This window comes from Flavobacterium sp. (genome assembly GCF_017744675.1).
Taxonomy (GTDB): domain Bacteria; phylum Bacteroidota; class Bacteroidia; order Flavobacteriales; family Flavobacteriaceae; genus Flavobacterium.
Genome location: NZ_JAGIAV010000004.1, coordinates 379615 through 397397 on the forward strand (window position 1 = coordinate 379615; position 17783 = coordinate 397397).

Here is a 17783-nt window from a genome sequence, read left to right on the forward strand (position 1 = left end):
TAATTTTTGCGAAAAAAAATAATTATTGCCTGTACATTAACCAAATCAACATCAAATGCTTACAATTGTAAAAGAAAATCCAGACAACCATAATGAAGAAATTTTAGATACCAATTTTTCAGTTGTGGGAATAGGAACAAAAGGGTCGGAAATTGAAATACTAAAATCAATAATTTCAGATTTGGCTGAAGATTCTGGTATGGCATATCTAATATTTGAAACTTTAGATTATCCTACAACAGAAAATTTAAGAGCCGTTCTTGCCGCTCAAACCAAACTGCCAGTTATAGAAATTGTCAATGAAATTAATCTTCAGCCCAATCAAATCTTCATCATTCCTGAGAATAATTTTTTAATAGCCGAAGACGGAATATTAAAACTTAAACCTAAAAACAGAAGCAGTCTCAATCATAACTGCCTCGACGAGTTTTATAAGTCAATTGCAGAAATTTATAAAAGCTATGCCATTGGAGTTCTTATTTCAGGAACGCCTTTAGACAGTTTAACAGGTCTTAAAAAAATCAAGGAACTTGGAGGAACAGCATTATCTATAGTCTACAAAAAAGGCTTGATTCAGAATAAAAACACCGAAGATATTATTGACCATTTCGTCCCCTATTTTTCAATTGCTTCCAAACTAAACGAGATACAAAAGAGTTATTTTGCTAGTCGTGCTTATGAAGAAGAAGATCAGAATAGTACAATAGAAGATAATCAGTCGTTCAACGAAATAATCGAAATTATACATTCTGTTTCAGGTACAAATTTTCCGCACTACAGACCCGAAATTTTACGAAGAAGAATAGCCAAAAGAATGGCGATTACCCGAAAAGAAACTTTAGCGGATTATCTCGCTATACTAAAAAACAACACCTCTGAACAAACTGCTTTGTTTAACGATCTGCTTATTTCGGTTAGCTATTTTTTTAGAGATCCCGCCCATTTTGCCCAGCTTTCAAATCGTGTTTTTCCATCTTTAATCGAAAACCAAAACAAAGAAAAAATAAGAATCTGGTCGGCTGGGTGCGCTACTGGCGAAGAAGCTTATTCACTAGCCATTACTATACATCAATATCTGGAGAAGACACAAAATTTGCAAACCAAAGTCCAAATTTTTGCTTCAGATCGATCCGAAAATTCCATTGCTAAAGCTCGCTCGGGAATATATACTATCCAAGATGTAAAAAATATAGATGAAGCCATTCTTGAAAAATATTTTACTAAAAAAGAAGGCAGTTATCATATCCATAAAACCATTCGTGATATGTGTGTCTTTGCTGTTCATGATTTAACTAAAGATGCGCCTTTTTCAAAAATTGATTTAATAGCGTGCCGTAACGTTTTACTTTATTTTGATGATGATCTTCAAAATCAGCTACTGAATTCTTTTCATTATGCGCTTCGCCACAAAGGGTTTCTTTTTTTAGGAAGATCAGAAACAGCAGAGAACAATCCAGATTTATTTAAAACGATTGGAGAAGAAGAAAAAATATACTGCCGAAAAAGCGATGGCAAATTGCATAAAAAATCAACCTTTAATGCTACTAAACCTCTCCTTGAGACTGAAGTGCCTGTTTTAGATTATGAAAAAATTGCTGCCGATATTCTTCAGCACTATTATCCGTCTGCTGTAATTGTAAACAGCGAACTCGAAATTGTGTATTTCCATGGCGATACAAGTCCGTTTTTACAGCCTGCATCAGGAAAACCTAGTTTTAATATTCTAAACATGGTTAGCGATGAATTGGCCTTTGAATTAAAAAACGCCATTATAAAATCCCGAAATAAAAAGAAAAATATCTTGGGTACACATATCGCTGCAAAAAAGCAAGAGTTTGTGACTTCTTTTGAAGTGATTTATCTTCCTTCTTACAAAGATTTGTCACTAATTGTTTTTAGTAAAATACTTTCTACAGAAGAGATTCAAAACCATCAATTTGAAAAACCAATAGAACTAATTAATGAAGAATCAATACTTACTACAAATGAAGAACAGTTGATTGACGAACAGCTTGCTATTTCGAAAGAAGAACTTCAGTCGAGCAATGAAGAACTCTCTTGCATCAACGACGAACTGCAGGATCGCAATAGAGAACTCTCCCTATTGCAGAATTTCTACGAATCGGCTGTAAATACGATTCGAGAACCTATGCTTATTCTGGATAAAAATGCAATCGTGAACAGTGCAAACCCTTCTTTCTATAAATTTTTTAAAACCAGTCCCGAAGAAACAGAAGGAATTTCCATTTTTGAATTGGGAAACTCACACTGGAACATTCTTGAATTTAAAGAATCGGTATTAAAAAAACTGACTAGCCAAGAAATGGTTGAAAATTTTAAAATACAATTTAACCTTGAGGACGGAACCACAAAAACAATGATTTTAAATGCTTCACGAATATCCAATTCAACTCCTGAAGAAATGATTCTTATTGCTTTGGAAGACCTTACAGATTTGGAAAAAAGCAAGGAAGCCATAAAACATAAAAATCAGGAACTTATCCATAATAAAAAGCAATTGGAATATTTTACAAATGCGGCTAAAAACAATTTGCTCGAACCCGTAAGTAAGATCTATATGTTTGGAAAAAAGGTTCTGGATACCGAAAAAGCGCTTACAGAAGCGGGAAGACATAACTTGACTCGCCTTTTAAATTCAGCTTCAAACCTCACTCAGCTGATGGAAGATTTGGTGGAGTATTCGCAAATTAATTTTACAGAGAAAAAATTTAAAATGACAGATCTTAATACTTTAATAAAAAAAACTATCTACCAGCTCAAAAGTATCATTGGCGAAAATCAGGCAGAAATTCATTCCGACGATATGCCCACTCTTTCGGTTATTCCGTCAGAAATTAATAAACTGTTTACTCACTTAATAACCAATTCTATAAAGTACAGACAAAAAGAAATCGTGCCCAATATAAAAATAAGCACGCAAGAGCCTTCTCTTGAAGAACTAAAGGCCACAGGCGTGAACTCAGATTCCAAATTTATCAAACTAATTGTAAGCGATAATGCCAGCGGTTTTAGCAAAGATTATGAAAAGCTAATATTTGAGCCTTTTTACAGATTGCATGGAAACGAAAAACACTACGGTAGCGGACTCGGATTAACAATAGTGAGCAAGATTGTTGCCAACCACAACGGATTTATTCGGGCATCAAGCGAACCATCAAAAGGCACGGAAATCTCTATTTATCTGCCTATTTAAAAGCTGTAAACTCGGCATTAAAAAGTATAACAGCCCAGAAATGTCTTTTTTAGAAATTTGTGATAAAAGTTAAACAGTTATGGAAACAAATTTTAAAAAAGGCCAGCATGTAAAACAAGAGTTTGGCGGACCAATTATGAAAATAATTGGCTTTGAGCCCGAACTTATAGAAAATGTTATTACACAATGGGAAGATGAGGAAGGCACTATTATAACAGGAAAATTTATGGATTCTGTACTAATCCATGCGCATTAATAGTACTTACAAAGAGCGGAAAACCACCGCTCTTTCTTTTTATTGCTGATATTAAGTTGCTATTAGCCAATAGATATTCTATAAAATCTGGTTTTCATTTTATAAAAATATTTTGGTCAGTCTCTGTAATTTTAAACTAGAAATAATCAGTTGGTGCAATTAAAAATATTATAAGTTTTGACGCGGATTAGACAGATTTCGTTAGCACGAAAACGCAGACAAAAACAGATTTGTATAAAAAATTTAAAAAATCCGCGTTTTATCCGCGTTTTTACGAAGTAAATCCGTTTTATCCGCGTGCTATTCTATTCAAAGTTGTTACGCCCAAAGAGTTAGAAATAATAAAACATATCTAGTTATGATTCAGATAATTGATGCTCCGGCAAATACTGCCGCTTTTAGAGCTGTCGGAGAAGTGACAGCCGACGACTATAGAAATGTTCTGGTGCCAGAAGTAACCAGACTTGCAGAGAAAATCAACGAAATTAACTTCTTGTTTTTAATCGATACCGAAATTAAAAATTTTACTGCAGCGGCTTGGATAGAAGACGCCATATTAGGACTCAAGAATCTCGGAAAATGGAATCGCGCCGCCATCGTAACTGATTCTGACAAGGCCATTTCGTTTACAAATGCTTTCAGCTATTTTGTTCCTGGCGAATTTAAAGGCTTTAAAAAAGAAGCATTCGAGCAGGCCCTTACATGGGTAGAAACAGGAAAAAAATAAACCTGTACCCAACTACTAAAAGAATCAAAATATCATGAAAAAGCACGCTATACATATTGGCACCTCTGGATGGTCTTACAAACATTGGCGTAATACCTTTTATCCTGAAAATCTAAAAGTGAAAGACCAATTTTCGTATTACATCGATAATTTTAATTCTGTAGAAATTAATAATACTTTTTATGGAATGCCAGCCGATGAGACCTTTCAAAATTGGGAAAGCCAAGTGCCTGAAGACTTTAGATATGTCATTAAAGCAAATCGCTTTATTACACATATAAAAAAGTTGCATGATCCTGAGGACAGTCTGCTTATTTTTATGGAGAAAGTTAAATTCTTGGAGAAAAAATTGGGCGCCATTTTATTTCAGCTTCCTCCTTCCCTTCACGTCAATTTAAGACTTCTAGAAGATTTTTTAACGGTTCTTTCTCCCAAAAACCGATATGTATTTGAATTTCGCCATTCGAGCTGGTATTTGCCCGAAGTATATCAGCTTTTAGAAAAATACAACTGTGCTTTCTGCATTTACGAATTGGCAGGGCACATTTCGCCTATGAAAGTTACTGCCGATTTTGTATATATTCGCCTTCATGGCCCAACCTCGGTTAAATATCAAGGAAGCTATTCTGACGAAGCTTTAAACGAATGGGCAGAACAATGTCTAAAATGGTTAAAAACCAAAGATGTATTTATATTCTTTGATAATGATGAAAAAGGATATGCCGCTTTTAATGCCTTGCAACTGCAGAAAATAATCGAAACCGCGCAACAGCATACTGAAATTAGCTAAATAAAACTATCTGAAGAAATTAACACATGACATTCTTCTTGTACAGAATGTTCTACAATTAAAGATGCAACTTAAATGTTTCTGACATTTCGCTTTCCAAAAAACGTATCTTCATACAGTTTCCGATTTTAAATCAAACTTCTCCCTAATTTTATTTGCCCCGCTTTCAACTAATAAGTATTTTAACTTATTCTTAAGCCAATTGCTCTATACAAATAGGCAAAAAAGCGTAAATTAGTGCACCTTTTGGGCTTTTCAATCTAGCTTTAAGAATCAACTTTAATCTTGTACTACTTCTTATTCATTTTGCATTCGCAACCTATTAGAAAATCAATTTTGCATGAAAAACAATCCCAAATTAATAACTAATTATGAGTACAAGAAGTTCTTTCTTCCTGATATATCAACTCATAATCTTTTTAATAATTCTAATGTACAGCTATATCGAATTGAAAATTATTTGAAGAAAATTGTCATACCTGTTAATCCATATCAGACTACTTTTAATTTTCTGATTTTTGTAACAAAAGGATATGTAAAGCAACAGTTGGAGACCTCTGTTTTTAAAATTAATGCCAATCAGGCACTGAATATCAAACAAGGAAATTTTACAGCAACATTGGAACTATCAGAAGATGTTGAAGGCTTTTTTATAATTTATGAAAATGAAGTGATAACCGAAATTGCATTAAACACGAGTGATTTAAATTTCTTTTATACTTCTCCTTTCTCGATTTTAGATCCTAATAAAATCAATTGGCTGATTCGTTTGTTTGAATTGCTGGAAGAAGAGTTAAATGAAGATGAACATATTGATGCCATTACGATTGCACTTCTTCAATCGGCGTTGCTAAAGATTATTCGAACAGAAAATACCGATAACAAATCGCTTAATCGAACCAGCTTTATTTCTTTTCATTTTAGAGAATTGGTGCAGAAGAACCACATTCGACACAAAAACATCGATTTCTACTCGAATCTATTGAAGATATCTGATAATTATTTGAACAAATGCGTCAAAGAAACTACCGGAAAAGCACCAAAACAATGGATTAATGAAATTACAATTCAGCACAGCCAGATTCTTTTGCAGGATAATTCTAAAGAAATAGCAGAAATAGCTTTTGAATTGCATTTTCAGTCGCCTTCTTATTTTTCGCGTATGTTTAAAAAAGTAACGGGACAATCACCTTCTGATTATCGATCTAAGTTTTTGAAGCATTAAAATTTAGTTTAAACACGCGGCTAATAGTACGCGGATGAAACGGATTCGCTTTGCGAAAACGCGGATATACACGGATTTTTTTATTTAAACACATAGAATCATAGATTTTACTGCTTGTGTTCAAGATTGCAGAAAAAGCCAGCTTTAACACATAGTTCTATGTGTCCTAAAAGCTATGTTTCTATGTGTTTAAAATATATTTGGCCAGAACGCTAATTCGCACTGATTTTTATTTCTATAAACAAAAACGCTTATACAGAATCTTTGAAATCCTGTGATAAGCGCTTTTTGCCTATAAAAGGCTCTACTTAAAAAATATTATTTTCAGCTATCGGTTAAGCTGGCGTGCCTTCGCTGTTTGAAACTACAGCATCCACTTGGATTAAAGCATCCTGAGGAATTGCAGAAACGCCAATCACCGTTCTTGCTGGCAAGTCGCCAGTGAAAAATGAAGTATAGACATCGTTTACAGCCGTTATATCTGCTACATTTTTAAGCTGAATATTGATTTTAACAATATCGTCCATTTTGTGGTCGATGCTTTCTACAATTGCTTTGATGTTATTTAAGCATTGAGCTGCTTGTTCTTTTACACCACCAGCAACTATTTGATTGGTTGCGGCAACTAAAGGCAATTGCCCAGAAATGTGGTTGTAATGTGAATAAGCTACAGTATGGGTATACGAAACTTTTGGTGCGTTTGCTGTGTTGTTTGCTTCGATTACCAAAAATCTTGTGTCTTCTGGAAGTTGTGGAGGTGTTCCATCACCATGAGAAACTGCAACATCAATCTGTACTAGAGCATCCATTGGCAAAGCCGAAGCGTTAACAATTGTTCTTGCAGGAACATAAGTTGGGAAGAATTTTGTTAAAACTTCGCTTACGGCATCTGCATCTGCAATGTCTTTTAGAAAAATAGTAGTTTTAACCACATCATTCATAACATGTCCGATGCTTTCTAAAATAGCTTTAATGTTTTTTAAAGATTGTTCCGCCTGCGCTTTTACTCCACCAGCTACAATTTCACCAGATTTCGGATCAATTGGCAATTGAGCTGAAAGATTGTTGTAATGAGAAAATGCAACAGTATGCGCGTGAATGCTTTTTGGCGCGTTTTCTGTATTTCTTGTTACTTTTACAAGATCTAAAGCTTTCTGCGGAGTTGTTCCTTCTCCATTTGAGATAAGAGCATCTATCTGAATTAAAGCCTCTTCTAACGGTAAGGCCGCTACTTGAACTGTTGTACGTGTTGGAAGTTCTTTTTGGAAGAATGTTTTATACACTTCATCAACTGCTTCGATATCTGAAATATCTTTCAAGAAAACAGTCAATTTTACAGCATCGTCCATAACGTGGCCAATGCTTTCTACAATCGTTTGAATATTAGCCAAACATTGTTTTGTCTGCTCTTTAATATCACTGCTGACAATTTCGCCCGTTTTAGGATCTACAGGCAATTGTGCCGAAAAATTGTTGTAGTGAGAAAACGCTACTGTTTGCGTTGAAAAAGGGCTTTTTGGCGCGTTTTCTGTGTTTCTCGAGTTCTTTTTAATTTCGCTCATAATTTGTTTGTTTTTCTGTTTTTATAATTGCTTTTTATATTGTATAAGAGTATTATTTCCCAAAAGGATTCTTCCAAATTATATCTACGGCTAGGTAATTTACGTCTGAAATATCAGCTCCTTTTCCTATTAGATTATACATATAACCTACATCGAAAATAAATGGGATCTCATGCGGACTAAGCGAATAATAAAGTGTAAATCTGCTTTCTTTATAATCAAATTTTGACCATTGCTTTTCTGGCTCATTTTCTTTACTAATTGCAAAAAGCGCTTCGGCACCTCCTATAATATGATGTGTTTTAGTAGTTCCTAAATCCAGACTTAACTGTGTTTTAAACCTTGTGCGCAACTGAAAATTTTCTTCGGCATTACTAAAATCAGGATTAAAAAATTTCCTGAATTCTTGTCTTACGGTATTTTTCCATTTCAGTCCATTGGCTTCCATGACATAAGAATAACGCCCGTATACTCTAAATTCCTGTTCAATTGCTGGATCTAATGTCTCGTATGGAGCTGCTGAGTCGTAATTATTAGATCGTCTGTAACTTAATGCATACGAGTATTCCCAGTTCTTTTTGTAACGATTGGAAATTTCTTCATTGATGACCAGAATAGCCATTTTTGAAAATGGATTATTCTCATCTGGACTGCTCTTTAGTCCAACGCCTACATAAGTGGTCGATTCTTTTTGTTTAAGTGAATCCAAAGATTGCCTGACTCCAAAGGCAAACCAAGAAGCATTTTTTGCTTCTCCTAACCCTGGAGGACTTAACTGTGCGTAAGTATTACTGAGTGTGACCACGAAAATAAGCGCTGCCAAGAACAATTTGCTTCTTGCAAGCACTTTTTTCATATTTTCTGAATTTTAAAATTTGTAACTTATTCCTGCTTTTACAGCAAAAGGAGTTCCTGGTGTAAAACACAAGTCTGATACTGGATTAGTCTCATTTCTAAGTCTGGTTTCGGTTTCAAATTGTGCTTCGTTCCATTTGGTGTTAAAGATGTTTTGAAACTGCAGATTTACTTCCCATTTTCTTTTGCCATAAGCCAGCACCAAATCATTAACAAAATAACCTCGTGTTCTTACCGAATTATCTTCGATTGCTGGTCTAGAATCCATATAGCGGTATCTTAAATTGGCCGAAAAACCAGATGGAAGTTTTACCGCCACACCTCCAGTACTGGTAAGAGTTGGAACCAACGGAATATAATTTTCTCCTTTGGGCTCGTCGATAAAACGGGCATGGGCATAATTAAGATCTCCGTCTAGATACAGCCATGAAATAGGCTGGTATCTTAAACTCAAATCAAATCCTAAACGGCGTGTTTTTCCTGATGGCTCTACCACGGCTTCGTCTCCAACATATACAAATTCCTGCTGCAAATACATGTGCCAAATCGCTGGCTGGATAATCATATTAGCTGTTGGACGAAGAATAACCCCAAAATCGCTTCCAAAAGAATACGGAAGAATGTCTTTCCCGTCTTGCGCTACGACAACGCGTACGTCGTTGGAATGAAATCCAAAACCAGATTTAATATACCATTGCACATTACTGTTCTGCGTATACGATATATTCAGTTTTGGACTTATCCTAGCTGCCGAAGCTTCTCTTGAAGCAGGCAAACTAGCAAGACGATCATGAAGACTAAAAGTAAAATAATCTAATCTCGCTGATGGATTGATAAGCCATTTCCCTACTTTATAATCTAATGAAGTATAACCATGAACATTGATCTCGGATGCGGAACCATCAGACATTCTGTTTAATAATAAATCGCGATGATAAACGTGATTTAACTGCAAATCTTTAATATCATCAAAACGAAAACCTGCTCCAGAGGTCCAAGTCATGTTGCTGTTTTCAAAGGCAAATCTTCGGATATACTTGTTTTCTAGACCATAAATAGAACGATTATCAATCTGTTGAATCTCATCTCCGTAAACGGGGTCATTTAGATAAAAAGTAAAATTCGAAAACAGATTAAAATCATATTTAGAATAAAATAAATTGCTCGAAAACTCTTCGTTCTCGTTGGCTAAATATCTATAATGTACGGCAAGATTTGTTCTCGAAGTATTTCCTCCTTCTGTTGGATCTATTGAACCCCATCTGCTTATAATGCCCTCTTCTACTGCTCTTTCTGGAATTTGTCCCGAAGCATTCCATTTAGAAGTAAAAGTAGATCCTAGAACAGAGATATATTGTTTTTCATCAATCCATTGGCTGTACTTTGCCAGAAAATTAACGCGTGTAAAATCTTGTTTGACGTCAAACGGTCCATCACTATAATTGAATTCACCTGCTACATAAAAACTTTTATCCTTATTATTTTTATTTAAAAGATTAAGCATCGTCACGGCACGCATGGTATTGAAAGAACCTCCTTCAATTTTGAAAAGATTATTATCCAATCTGTCAAAAGTGCTAAAATTGACATAGCCTGAGGTATTAAAATCTCCTTTATCGGCATAATAAGCTCCTTTTCCAAAATCAATGTCTTTGATCGTTTCTGGAATTAAAAAATGCAGATCGGCATAACCTTGTCCGTGCGCATGCGAGACTATATTTACTGGAATTCCGTCAGCCATAACGCTAATATCTGTTCCGTGATCATTATCAAATCCGCGCAAAAATATTTGTTCTGCTTTACCGCCACCAGCATGCTGTGCGATGAACAATCCAGGAACTTTTCTCAATAAATCCTGAGCGGAATTAACCGGTGACATTTTCAAATCGACTTTCATTATTTATTTTCTAAAGTCGATGTTGCTTATAACAATTTTGCTCAGATGCACTGTATCTGCCTCTGGCTTATATACTTCTGACTTATTTGTTTCTACTTTATTTGCTTCTTGTGCAAATCCGTTCTGCACTATTAACAACACTATTACAATCCCTGTAAAAAGTTTGTTCCTCATTATTTTTTATTTTTCTTCTACAATTGCCATTTTATTTTCAAAATGACCTACTAATTTTTTTAAGGAAACAATAACCCACATCGATAAAACAAACGGAAACGTAAGCGTAATCCATCCATTATGCATCATAAAAATATCAAAGCATGTTGCTATGATTACGGATAGCAATACATACAATCCGTCTCTTGGTTTTGTTCCGCTGCAAGCAATTCCGCATAAAACAGCATTGAAGCTGAACATTCCATCCTCAATTAATTTTACAGAATCTCGGTCAAAATGTGCTATTGCTCCCGCAATTATTGCCGCTACGAATCCGTATAGCGCTGCTGTTGGATTATTAAGAAAGACCCCTATAAAAAACAGCAATCCTGCCGCAATAGTTCCCTGAAAAATCACTTCGCTATAAGCATGCGCAGCTACTTCAAAAACCTCAAGCCCATCCATTTCTACATTTGCTTCAGGTATTCTTGCTGCTGCTAACCCAAAATGCTGAATACTTAAAACAGCAGCTACAGTGATTACGATAAAAGGAAAGGTGAAAAAAGGAATCTTTTTACGAATGGAAAATTCCATAAGCAGAGTGCTTAATATGGATCCTAAAACAATTAAAAACCATATTAATGGACTTGTTTGAAAAAAGAAAGCTAACCCCACTCCAATTAGGGTTGCATTAAATCCGTACAAACCTGCTTTTATATTTTCGTCGCTAAATTGAAAGATTTTGGCTGTTGCCGTTCCAATTATAGCACTTACTAATGCAGCAAAACCCATAAGCAAAGAATCGTAGGATATTGCAACTAAAAATAACAAACCTGTCCAAGCGCTTTCTTGGAGCATAATTTGACCAATGCCCTTAAGCACAGTCTCTACTATCGTTTTAATTTTTTTCATTTATATATACTTCTAAAGTGAAAAATTATTTGAATTACCATCCCAAAAAAACCATCCCAAAACCGCAGGCTAGAACTACTGCTCCACTAATTGCGGGAGTGTAGCGTTCAAATTTTTCCGTTTTGAAAAAAGAATATCCGTAAACGCCCAAAAGCACCATTGCTAGCATTGTTAAAACTGTGCTTAGCGTAAATACACCAATGATTGTCGAAATTTCAGCAACAGAACGGTTTAATCCTGAATAGAATAACAACGGAATTAGCGGTTCGCTTGGTCCCATCACAAAAATGGCAAACAAAACCAAAGGCGTTACTTTAACCCGATTTGTGGGCATAACCACTTCGCCATGTCTGTGCGAATACACAAATACATCTTCTCCCATTACGTCAAAGTGTTTGTGCGCTTTATTTTTGTAAGCAGCCCAAAGTCCATAACAGAGGTAAATGGCACCAAATAACAGCAGCGCCCAGCTTGCAATATTGCCTCTAAAATCTTGGAAAAAGGTTATTTTATTGATCTGCCATCCTAAGAATACCCCAATAATTCCTAAAATCACCGAACTTAAAATATGCCCTAAACCGCAAACTATAGTTAGCATGATTGTTTTAGACAAGCTCCACTTACGCGATCGCGATAAAACAATAAACGGCAGATAATGATCTGGGCCTGATGCTGTATGAAAAAAACTAATGCTGATAGCTGTAATTGATAACGCTATTAAATTTGAATCCATAACTGTTTAAATTTGTATTGCTGCTTTTTCTTCCCAAAGCACATCTTGCACTTTTCTGAAGAAATCAAACATTTGCTCTCCTCCATGTCCTAGAATTCTAATGACAAAGCCGTTAAATTCCAATTCACTAATTCCAAATGCTACATTTTCTAATGTTTCCAATTCTTTAAAGAAGTATTCGATTTGCTCTTCTACATCTTCATTTTTTGTATTGAGATATACAAAAGTTCCTTGATGGGTAAAGCCTTCCAGCAAACCCATAGCCGATAAGGGCATAATATCGGGTCTTAAGAGAACATTGTCTTTTAGGATAAGACGATCATGGTGATACACCTCTAAAAGATTCTGAAAATGAGCATATTTAAAAGTTTCTCCGTGATGTTTACGACCACAAGTAATAATTTCGCTTATTGTAAGATCGCAATCATCTTCAAGACTAATCTTGTTATGGCTCTTAAAAGTAGAATCCTCGTGAGGCACTACAGGATGTGGCACATACGAAAACGAAGTTCCCTTTTCCATTTTCACATTCATGACCTGTGCAGCACTGCCTTCCATATTGTACAATCGCTGATAAGATTGTGACTGCAGCTGCAAACGAGCATTTTCTTTTACATGCACCTGAATATCATAAGTATCTCCGCTTAAAATTCCTGGAGACGAACTCATAATCATCAAATACGAAGCTCCATCCGATTTATATTGCCCCACAGGCATAATCCTAAAGGGCTGTGTAACGTATGCATCTCTTAAAAATGATTCCCCATCCCTTTCTTCTATTTCTATTTTTAGGGTACTTACCATTCGATTAACGAATTAAATTTGGTTCTTCAATATCTTCTAGCAATGCATATTTTCTGATCCATCCAATCACTTCATCAATTCCTTCTGTAGATCTAAGATTTGAAAACACAAATGGCGCTCCTTTTCTCATTCTTCTTGCATCGTTTTCCATTACTTCCAAACTTGCTCCAACATAAGGCGCTAAGTCAATTTTATTGATCAAAAGCAAATCAGATCTTGTAATACCAGGTCCGCCTTTACGAGGGATTTTTTCTCCTTCAGCAACATCTATAACGAAAATCGTCACATCGGCCAAGTCTGGCGAAAAAGTTGCAGAAAGGTTATCTCCACCGCTTTCAATTAAAATTAATTCGATATCTGGAAAACGAGAAACCAATTCATCTACTGCTTCCAAATTCATACTTGCATCTTCGCGAATTGCAGTGTGAGGACAACCTCCAGTTTCTACTCCAATAATTTTTTCTTTAGGCAAAAGGCTGTTTTTCACCATAAACTCAGCATCCTCTTTCGTATAGATGTCATTGGTGATTACTCCTAAATTATAATCTTTTAGCATTTTTCTGCTCAAACGTTCTAATAATGCAGTTTTTCCTGAACCAACAGGCCCTGCCACTCCTACTTTTACATATTTTCTAGCTTCCATTTTCTTTATCTTTTATCTTTCTTCTTTGTACTTTGTACTTTGTACTTTGCATTTTTTTTACGACATATATAATCTTGAGTAAAGTCTCTCGTGTTGCATACATCTAATATCAAAAGCGATGCTGCAAAGGCCTACCAATTCTCTGTCTACTGTTAAAGTTTCTTTTGCTAATTTTTTAATCAGCGGTTGCAATTCGAATAAAACATCTTGTCCTTCTAATTGTCCTAGGGGCACCAGTTTTACCGAATTGGTAATCATTCCGATAGCGGCATTGTAATAGAATGCAAACAAGGCTTCGTCTAAAGGAATTTCTAATAATTGCGCGTACAAACCAAAAGCAATGCAATAATGTGCCGTTGCTTCTTTATTGGCAATTGCACGTTCATAACCGTCAATAAGGCCAAAGGCTTTTTGTCTTCGAAAAATCTTAATCAACCGAATTCCTAATTTCTGACTCGCCTCTCGTATCTCACGCGGACTCTTTAAAGCGCTGCATTCTTGATCTAGTTTAATTATCGTTTCTAAATCGTTGTCTGCCGCAGCTATATAGGCTAGTTTTAAAAAAGATGCATCGTTGTATTTAATGTTATACATTAACATATTTGACACAAATTCTTTGGCTGAAACCACAGAATTTACTGCCTCATCTTGAACATAAGTCTCCAATCCGTTGGAGTGTGTGTATCCTCCAATTGGTAAAGTCGGATCTGCCAAATGCAGAAGACTTCCTAAATAGGTGTTTTCTATATTAGTCATTTGAAGAAGCCATATTTAGAATTTTTGTAAAAAGAGACGAGTTTCCGTGACCGTGAGGCGCTACGTTTGATTTTAGCAAATGCAAGAGTTTTATCTCCTGTTTTTCTGGTTTGTAACCGCTCGCTTCCAACCATCTAAACATTGGCATTTCAAAAGGCATCATAATTTGATCGTTCTGAATAAACAATGGAAGATGTTTGTTTCCAATTTCATAGCAAATCGTACCCATCTCCAATAAAGAAGATGGTGTCATTACGATTGCTTCACAAGATTTAATATTCACGACAATAGCTTTTTTTTCATCCTGATACAAAATATCATCTTGATTCAATCGCTGTCCTTCCTGAATAAATTTAATTGCAATTTCTACCCCAGAATTTGTTCGCTTACGCTGAATTCGCTTGGTAGTCTCAAACCACTCAATTTCCAGCAGATCGATCTCTAAACCTTCAATTGATTGTGTTTTTGTATTGCCTATTATCTGTTGTATAATCATTATTTCGCTTTTTTAAAGGAGATGTTTTTTGAAACTCCCAGTCCGAATGTTGACCCGTTTATTCCTGCAACAAATGTTTTATTGCTCGTTTTATTTGCATCGTTTCCTGTAGTATTTTCATAAGACAGTTCACAGAATTTAGCTTTTAACGCCCATCCGTGACCTAGAAATACGGCAACAATTGGATAAATTCTTCCTAGATAACCATTATAGCTATAAGATCCTGGAGTATTCATAAGCGTGTTTCCCCATACATAATGTGCGTCTGCTTGTGCGATGATGGCAAAGTGATCGCCGATATTCCAAGAATCACTGTAAAAAGGACCGATTTCGTGTTTAGAATCAGTAAGATTTCCATCTGGATTTTTCTCTTGATCGAAAGCAAAATTCATCCCGGCAACTACGTGATCATTAAAAAAATATCCTACTCCAATTGGATTTGCAGCAAAAGTGCTTCCTGTATTATTATTGTCTTTATAAGTTAATGAACCGTAAAGCATTAAAGATCCTTTCTGTGCATGAACCGTTGTTAGACTAGCACAAACTAGGAGAAGAACTAAACTCAAATTAATTTTCCAAGTATTCATAATCTTCTTTTGAAATTGTTATTTCTAATCTCACTGCAACACAACAAACTGTTGCAGTGAGAAATAGAATTATTATTAATTAAAACAAGTAGTACAATTGTGCTAATGGAAGTTTATCCACCGGTTCGCAAGTGATTTTCTCTCCATTGATTGTCACAGTATAATTTTCTGCATTTACCATGATTTCTGGAGTGGCATTATTATGAATCATATCTGCTTTTCCAATATTTCTGCAATTTGAAACGGCCAATAATTTCTTTTCCAAACCGTATTCTTCGGCAATATTATTGTCTATACCTGCCTGAGAAACAAAGGTGAACACCGTTTTTGTCAATGCTTTTCCGTAAGTTCCAAACATATTGCGCATAATAATTGGCTGTGGTGTTGGAATAGAAGCATTTGCATCTCCCATTTTACTTGCTGCAATAAAACCTCCTTTTACGATAATTTCTGGTTTTACTCCAAACAATGAAGGCTTCCAGATTACCAAGTCGGCAATTTTTCCAGATTCTATAGAGCCAACATAATTAGAAATTCCGTGTGCAATAGCAGGGTTTATTGTGTACTTAGAAACATATCTTTTTGCACGGTAGTTGTCGTTTTTGTTTTCTGCATCTTCAGCCAAATATCCTTTCTGTTTCTTCATCTTATCTGCTGTCTGCCAAGTACGAGTAATTACTTCTCCTACACGCCCCATAGCCTGTGAATCTGAACTCATGATACTGAAAACTCCCATATCTTGAAGCACGTCTTCTGCCGCAATCGTTTCTGGACGAATACGTGAATCGGCAAAAGCAACATCTTCTGGAATTTGTGGGCTTAAGTGATGGCAAACCATCAACATATCCAAGTGCTCATCGATAGTATTTGTCGTGTAAGGTCTAGTTGGATTTGTAGACGCTGGCAATACATTTGGATACATTGCTGCTTTGATGATATCTGGCGCGTGACCTCCACCAGCTCCTTCTGTGTGGAAAGTGTGAATAACACGTCCTGCAATAGCATTCATGGTATCTTCAAGAAATCCTCCTTCGTTAAGCGTATCAGTGTGAATCGCTACTTGCACATCATATTTATCTGCCACTTTTAAAGAAGCATCAATTACAGCAGGAGTTGCACCCCAATCTTCATGGATTTTTACTCCCAATGCACCTGCCTCAATCTGCTCTTCGATTGGAGCTTCTGTAGCCACATTTCCTTTTCCGAAGAACCCCACGTTTACAGGAAATGCTTCTGCAGCTTGCAACATTCTCTTAATATTGTGTTTTCCTGGAGTAACCGTTGTTGCATTTGTTCCGTCAGCAGGACCAGTTCCACCGCCAATCATAGTGGTAACACCGCTATACAAAGCTGTTTCTATTTGCGTAGGGCTAATAAAGTGGATGTGCGTATCGATTCCTCCAGCCGTAACAATATACCCGTGTCCGCCATGGACTTCTGTTGAAGCTCCAATAATCATATTGGGTGTGATATTGTCCATTGTATCAGGATTTCCAGCTCTACCCACTCCTACAATTTTTCCATCTTTGATACCAATATCACCCTTTACAATTCCCCAGTGGTCAATAATTGTAGCACCTGTAATTACAAAATCAAGTACACCTCCGTCGCGTAAAGCTGTCGAAGATTGGCACATTCCATCTCTTACCGTTTTTCCTCCACCAAATTTTGCTTCATCTCCGTAAGAGCAGAAATCTTTTTCGATTTCTATAATAAGGTCGGTATCTCCTAAACGTATTTGATCTCCTACTGTTGGACCAAAAATACTTGTATAATTTTTTCTAGTTACTTCTAAACTCATGATTTCACATTTTTAAATTTTCCTTCTTCTAAGCGTTCTAATGCAAGGGCTTTATTATGCGGAGCTAAATCTCCATCAACTAAATTGTTGTGGCCATAGATTTTTTGATTGCCTCCAAATCGAGTCAGTTCCACTTCTTTTTCTTCTCCTGGCTCAAATCTTACGGCTGTACTGGCAATAATATTTAATCGCATTCCGAATGCTTTTTCTCTGTCGAATGACATCATTCTGTTCACTTCAAAAAAATGAAAATGAGAACCTACCTGAATAGGTCTGTCTCCGGTATTGGTAACTTTTATCTTTAACGTTTCACGGCTATCATTACAAATAATAGCACTATCTTGTAATATAATTTCTCCTGGAATCATCGTT

The 17783-nt window shown here is 35.8% G+C and carries 18 protein-coding genes; 5 read left to right on the forward strand and 13 right to left on the reverse strand.

The window, feature by feature from the left end; translation table 11 throughout:
* Window positions 1–55 precede the first annotated feature (55 nt).
* The 5 genes from J7574_RS11965 (at window position 56) to J7574_RS11985 (ending at window position 6212) form a co-directional block, all read left to right on the forward strand.
* On the forward strand, window positions 56–3214 hold the full coding sequence (locus J7574_RS11965; protein WP_290968408.1) for a CheR family methyltransferase: 3159 nt from the start codon (window positions 56–58) through the stop codon (window positions 3212–3214).
* A gap of 79 nt (window positions 3215–3293) precedes the next feature.
* On the forward strand, window positions 3294–3470 hold the full coding sequence (locus J7574_RS11970) for a hypothetical protein (protein WP_290968410.1): 177 nt from the start codon (window positions 3294–3296) through the stop codon (window positions 3468–3470).
* Window positions 3471–3828: 358 nt separating this feature from the next.
* Window positions 3829–4197, forward strand: coding sequence for an STAS/SEC14 domain-containing protein (locus tag J7574_RS11975; protein WP_290968412.1), 369 nt, complete (start codon window positions 3829–3831; stop codon window positions 4195–4197).
* 34 nt (window positions 4198–4231) lie between these two features.
* On the forward strand, window positions 4232–4987 hold the full coding sequence (locus J7574_RS11980) for a DUF72 domain-containing protein (protein WP_290968414.1): 756 nt from the start codon (window positions 4232–4234) through the stop codon (window positions 4985–4987).
* Window positions 4988–5327: 340 nt separating this feature from the next.
* Entirely contained in the window at window positions 5328–6212 is an 885-nt protein-coding gene (locus J7574_RS11985; protein ID WP_290968416.1) for an AraC family transcriptional regulator, read from the forward strand.
* A 335-nt stretch (window positions 6213–6547) separates the two neighbouring features.
* Here J7574_RS11985 and J7574_RS11990 read toward each other — a convergent pair whose 3' ends face one another.
* From J7574_RS11990 to ureB, 13 genes are all read right to left on the reverse strand, one after another.
* Window positions 6548–7774, reverse strand: coding sequence for a Rid family hydrolase (locus J7574_RS11990; protein ID WP_290968417.1), 1227 nt, complete (start codon window positions 7772–7774; stop codon window positions 6548–6550).
* 52 nt (window positions 7775–7826) lie between these two features.
* The gene (locus J7574_RS11995; RefSeq protein ID WP_290968419.1) at window positions 7827–8630 is read right to left on the reverse strand and encodes a DUF2490 domain-containing protein; all 804 of its coding nucleotides are present in this window, start codon (window positions 8628–8630) and stop codon (window positions 7827–7829) included.
* A 12-nt stretch (window positions 8631–8642) separates the two neighbouring features.
* Entirely contained in the window at window positions 8643–10508 is a 1866-nt protein-coding gene (locus tag J7574_RS12000; protein WP_290968421.1) for a TonB-dependent receptor, read from the reverse strand.
* Window positions 10509–10529: 21 nt separating this feature from the next.
* The gene (locus J7574_RS12005; RefSeq protein WP_290968423.1) at window positions 10530–10700 is read right to left on the reverse strand and encodes a hypothetical protein; all 171 of its coding nucleotides are present in this window, start codon (window positions 10698–10700) and stop codon (window positions 10530–10532) included.
* Window positions 10701–10706: 6 nt separating this feature from the next.
* Window positions 10707–11591, reverse strand: coding sequence for an urea transporter (locus J7574_RS12010; protein WP_290968425.1), 885 nt, complete (start codon window positions 11589–11591; stop codon window positions 10707–10709).
* A 34-nt stretch (window positions 11592–11625) separates the two neighbouring features.
* Entirely contained in the window at window positions 11626–12324 is a 699-nt protein-coding gene (locus tag J7574_RS12015) for a hypothetical protein (RefSeq protein WP_290968426.1), read from the reverse strand.
* Window positions 12325–12330: 6 nt separating this feature from the next.
* The gene (locus J7574_RS12020; protein ID WP_290968427.1) at window positions 12331–13128 is read right to left on the reverse strand and encodes an urease accessory protein UreD; all 798 of its coding nucleotides are present in this window, start codon (window positions 13126–13128) and stop codon (window positions 12331–12333) included.
* A gap of 4 nt (window positions 13129–13132) precedes the next feature.
* Window positions 13133–13771 (reverse strand): urease accessory protein UreG, encoded by a 639-nt coding sequence (gene ureG, locus J7574_RS12025; RefSeq protein WP_290968428.1) that lies wholly within the window; start codon window positions 13769–13771, stop codon window positions 13133–13135.
* Between the two features lie 57 nt (window positions 13772–13828).
* Complete coding sequence (locus J7574_RS12030; protein WP_290971137.1) at window positions 13829–14518, reverse strand: urease accessory protein UreF; 690 nt, start codon at window positions 14516–14518, stop codon at window positions 13829–13831.
* A gap of 1 nt (window position 14519) precedes the next feature.
* Window positions 14520–15023: an urease accessory protein UreE gene (gene ureE / locus J7574_RS12035; RefSeq protein ID WP_290968431.1), complete on the reverse strand. Its 504-nt coding sequence runs from the start codon at window positions 15021–15023 to the stop codon at window positions 14520–14522.
* Window positions 15023–15610 (reverse strand): hypothetical protein, encoded by a 588-nt coding sequence (locus tag J7574_RS12040; RefSeq protein WP_290968432.1) that lies wholly within the window; start codon window positions 15608–15610, stop codon window positions 15023–15025. The genes ureE and J7574_RS12040 overlap by 1 nt, the downstream gene beginning before the upstream one ends.
* 79 nt (window positions 15611–15689) lie before the next feature.
* A complete protein-coding gene (gene ureC / locus J7574_RS12045; RefSeq protein ID WP_290968434.1) occupies window positions 15690–17411 on the reverse strand; it encodes an urease subunit alpha in 1722 nt (573 codons plus the stop codon).
* The gene (gene ureB / locus J7574_RS12050) at window positions 17408–17779 is read right to left on the reverse strand and encodes an urease subunit beta (protein ID WP_290968436.1); all 372 of its coding nucleotides are present in this window, start codon (window positions 17777–17779) and stop codon (window positions 17408–17410) included. Before ureB ends, ureC begins: the two co-directional genes overlap by 4 nt.
* Between the last annotated feature and the right edge of the window lie 4 nt (window positions 17780–17783).

Excerpts from the sequence above, each read along its gene's own strand:
- J7574_RS11985 (WP_290968416.1), top strand. The coding sequence starts at position 5,328 with ATGAAAAACAATCCCAAATTAATAACTAATTATGAGTACAAGAAGTTC.
- J7574_RS12040 (WP_290968432.1), bottom strand. The coding sequence starts at position 15,610 with ATGAATACTTGGAAAATTAATTTGAGTTTAGTTCTTCTCCTAGTTTGT.
- J7574_RS11975 (WP_290968412.1), top strand. The coding sequence starts at position 3,829 with ATGATTCAGATAATTGATGCTCCGGCAAATACTGCCGCTTTTAGAGCT.
- J7574_RS12005 (WP_290968423.1), bottom strand. The coding sequence starts at position 10,700 with ATGAGGAACAAACTTTTTACAGGGATTGTAATAGTGTTGTTAATAGTG.
- ureC (WP_290968434.1), bottom strand. The coding sequence starts at position 17,411 with ATGAGTTTAGAAGTAACTAGAAAAAATTATACAAGTATTTTTGGTCCA.
- ureG (WP_290968428.1), bottom strand. The coding sequence starts at position 13,771 with ATGGAAGCTAGAAAATATGTAAAAGTAGGAGTGGCAGGGCCTGTTGGT.
- J7574_RS11965 (WP_290968408.1), top strand. The coding sequence starts at position 56 with ATGCTTACAATTGTAAAAGAAAATCCAGACAACCATAATGAAGAAATT.
- J7574_RS12000 (WP_290968421.1), bottom strand. The coding sequence starts at position 10,508 with ATGTCACCGGTTAATTCCGCTCAGGATTTATTGAGAAAAGTTCCTGGA.
- J7574_RS12020 (WP_290968427.1), bottom strand. The coding sequence starts at position 13,128 with ATGGTAAGTACCCTAAAAATAGAAATAGAAGAAAGGGATGGGGAATCA.
- J7574_RS11995 (WP_290968419.1), bottom strand. The coding sequence starts at position 8,630 with ATGAAAAAAGTGCTTGCAAGAAGCAAATTGTTCTTGGCAGCGCTTATT.
- J7574_RS12015 (WP_290968426.1), bottom strand. The coding sequence starts at position 12,324 with ATGGATTCAAATTTAATAGCGTTATCAATTACAGCTATCAGCATTAGT.
- J7574_RS11970 (WP_290968410.1), top strand. The coding sequence starts at position 3,294 with ATGGAAACAAATTTTAAAAAAGGCCAGCATGTAAAACAAGAGTTTGGC.
- J7574_RS11980 (WP_290968414.1), top strand. The coding sequence starts at position 4,232 with ATGAAAAAGCACGCTATACATATTGGCACCTCTGGATGGTCTTACAAA.
- J7574_RS12010 (WP_290968425.1), bottom strand. The coding sequence starts at position 11,591 with ATGAAAAAAATTAAAACGATAGTAGAGACTGTGCTTAAGGGCATTGGT.
- J7574_RS11990 (WP_290968417.1), bottom strand. The coding sequence starts at position 7,774 with ATGAGCGAAATTAAAAAGAACTCGAGAAACACAGAAAACGCGCCAAAA.
- ureB (WP_290968436.1), bottom strand. The coding sequence starts at position 17,779 with ATGATTCCAGGAGAAATTATATTACAAGATAGTGCTATTATTTGTAAT.
- ureE (WP_290968431.1), bottom strand. The coding sequence starts at position 15,023 with ATGATTATACAACAGATAATAGGCAATACAAAAACACAATCAATTGAA.